Origin of the sequence: Nocardioides pelophilus, assembly GCF_014180685.1 — a bacterium.
GTDB lineage: Bacteria > Actinomycetota > Actinomycetes > Propionibacteriales > Nocardioidaceae > Nocardioides > Nocardioides pelophilus.
Window position 1 is genome coordinate 1 of record NZ_JACEHF010000268.1, and the last position, 2,758, is coordinate 2,758.

Annotated in this window: 4 protein-coding genes and 1 pseudogene; all 5 read right to left on the bottom strand. The window is 73.6% G+C overall.

The window, feature by feature from the left end; translation table 11 throughout:
* On the bottom strand, positions 1–802 hold an 802-nt coding region (locus tag H0488_RS22700), incomplete at its 3' end, for a shikimate dehydrogenase (protein ID WP_312856494.1).
* A 13-nt stretch (positions 803–815) separates the two neighbouring features.
* On the bottom strand, positions 816–1,421 hold the full coding sequence (gene mltG / locus H0488_RS22705; RefSeq protein WP_183101465.1) for an endolytic transglycosylase MltG: 606 nt from the start codon (positions 1,419–1,421) through the stop codon (positions 816–818).
* A 49-nt stretch (positions 1,422–1,470) separates the two neighbouring features.
* Positions 1,471–1,983 (bottom strand): annotated as a pseudogene (locus H0488_RS25330) (endolytic transglycosylase MltG); the annotation flags it as partial.
* Positions 1,976–2,473: a Holliday junction resolvase RuvX gene (gene ruvX, locus H0488_RS22715; protein ID WP_183101463.1), complete on the bottom strand. Its 498-nt coding sequence runs from the start codon at positions 2,471–2,473 to the stop codon at positions 1,976–1,978. The gene ruvX and the pseudogene H0488_RS25330, both read right to left, overlap by 8 nt.
* Positions 2,470–2,758, bottom strand: a 289-nt coding sequence (locus tag H0488_RS22720; protein WP_246372696.1) for a DHHA1 domain-containing protein, incomplete at its 5' end; no start/stop codon positions are given. The genes H0488_RS22720 and ruvX, both read right to left, overlap by 4 nt.

A 2,758-nucleotide genomic window follows, 5' to 3' on the forward strand; every position in this document is an offset into this window, starting at 1 on the left:
CCCGCAGCGCCGCCCCCCCGGCGGCCCGCATCGCGGTGAGCGGCGCGGCGACGCCGGTGAAGGCGGTGAACTGGAGCGCCGCCTGGTGGACGAGCAGGTCGAGGCCGCTCACGAGCGTCCGGGTGGCTGCCTGGGCCAGCGGGGTCGGCCAGGGGTCGTAGAGCACGTCGAAGAGCACTCCGACGCCGCCGACGCGGGAGACCAGGCCACGGGTCTGGGCCACGGTCGGCACCGTCGACACCACGATGTCCTCGTCCTCGAGCTCGACGGTCGCGAGGTCGAGGACCCGGACCTGCGGACGGCTCGGGTGGCCGGCGATGGCTGCGACGGTGTCGGACGCGCGGGACGCCGACCGGGCGGCGATCGCGATCCTGCCGGCGCCCAGCTCGGCGAGGGCGAGGCCGGTCGACGCGGCGGTCGCACCCGCGCCCAGGATCAGGGCGGCCTCGATCGTCCCGGTGTAGCGCTCCCGGATGGCGGCGACCGCCCCGGGAAGGTCGGTGTTGTCGGCGTGCACCTCCCCGCTCGTCATCAGCAGGGTGTTGGCCGCGCCGACCAGCCGGACCCGGTCGCTCAGCACGTCGGCGAGGATCAGCGCCTCCCGCTTGAGGGGGGCCGTCACCGACAGCCCGCGCCACTCCTCTCCCAGGCCGGCCACGAACCGGGCCAGCTCGCCGGCCGGCACCAGCGTGGCGTCGTACTCCCAGTCGAGGCCGACGGCGGCGTAGCCCGCCCGGTGCAGCACCGGGGACAGGGAGTGGGCGATCGGGTCGCCCACCACTCCGCACTTCACTCTCGTCACCGCCGGGCCAGGCTCAGCACGCGTCGGACTTGGTGTCGCAGTACTCCCGCAGCTCGGCGACGTACTGCTGGAACTCCTCGTAGGTCTCTGCGAACTTGGTCTTCCCGGTCCGCAGGTTGACCGTCACGTAGTAGTACCAGTCGCCCTGCGCCGGTGAGAGCGCGGCGCTGATCGCGGCCTCGCCCGGGTTGCCGATCGGGCCGGGCGGCAGGCCCTTGTTGACGAAGGTGTTGTACGGCGACTGCGTGTTCTCGCGCTCCTCCTGGGTCAGACCCACGGTGAGCGGACGGCCGAGTGCGTAGTCGACGGTCGCGTCGATCTGGAGGAAGCCCGCCTGACCGGCGGTGCCGGGGTTCTCCAGCCGGTTGTAGACCACCCGGGCGATCTTCGGCATGTCCGGCTCGCGGCCCTCGGCCTGGACGAGCGCGGCCACGGTCATGATCTCGTGCGGCTCGAAGCCGATCTCCGCCGCCGCGGCCTCGAGGTCGAGGTCGGCGGCCGCCTGCTTCCAGCGGTCGACCATGTCGCGGAGGATCGACGCCGGGGTGTCCTGCGGGGTGATCGTGTAGGTCGCCGGGAAGAGGTAGCCCTCCGGGTTGCCCTCGGCGTAGTCGGGCAGACCGAGCGCGTCGNCCGAGCGCGTCGGTGTCGGCGAGCGCCTTCTGGAACTGCTTCTTCGAGAATTCCGTGCCCTTCGCGAGCCGGTCGATCACGTCGGCGACCCGCAGGCCCTCCTGGACGGTCACCGCCGCCTGCGCCAGGTTGGCCGGGTCGACCAGGATCTCGACCACGTCGGCCGCCTTCATCTCGTTCTTCAGGAGATAGGCACCGGCCTGGATGCCGGTCGCGCCGTCGTTGTCCTCGGCGGCGTCGACGAACGCCTCGGCCGACGCGACCACCCCCAGCTCCTCGAGCTCGTCCCCCATCGACGGGACCGACTGGCCGGGGTCGACGACGAACACGACCTCGCCCGTGCCCGGGCCGGGGTAGTCCTCGGGGTCGGCGAAGAAGTCGTCCCAGGCCGGCCGCACGACGTACTTGTAGGCCGCGAAGATCAGCAGGGCTGCGACCGTGACGAAGACGAGCATCGGGAGGCAGCCCGAGAAGCGCCTCTTGCGCCGGCGGCTCCCGCCGCTGGGTGGCGCATCGTCCTGCGTCAGGGCGGCCAGCGGGTCACTCATGCGTCTCCTCGACGTCGTTCCCGGTCGCGTCGGCGGACGCCTTCACGGCCACCACCTCTCCCGGTGCCTCGCCTGTCGCGCGCTCCGTGTCGAGAGCGTGCTGCAGGATCACGACGGCCGCGACCTGGTCGACCACGGCGCGTCGCTTCTGTCCCTTGCGTTGATCGCGGAGCATAGCCTCCGCCGTCACGGTGGAGAGCCGCTCGTCGACCAGCCGCACCGGCACGGGTGCCACCCGGTCCGCCAGGAGCACGGCGAACTGCCGCACCTTGTCGGCCGCCGGACCCTCGCGGCCCGACAGCGAGCGGGGCAGGCCGACGACGACCTCGACCGCCTCCTCGGCGGCGACGAGCTGCCGCAGCCGCCGCAGGTCGCCCTTGCCGCGGCGCACCGTCTCGACCGGGGTGGCGAGCATGCCGGAGGGGTCGCTGCGCGCCACGCCGATCCGGGCGTCGCCCGGGTCCACGCCGAGGCGAACGCCCCTCCTCACCCGGCCGCCACCGCCGCGGTGACCGCCGCGAGCGCCTCGTCGATGCGGGTCGCGTCGGTGCCGCCGCCCTGGGCGACGTCGTCCTTGCCACCGCCGCGACCGTCGACGTACGGCGCCACGGCCCGGACCAGCTCGTTGGCCGACAGCCCGCGGGCCCGGCCGGCGTCGTTGACCGCCGCGACGACCGAGACCTTGCCGTCGGCGACGCCGATGACGACCGACACGCCCGGCGCATCGGCCGGCAGCCGACCGCGCACGTCGAGCGCGAGGGTGCGCACGTCGCCG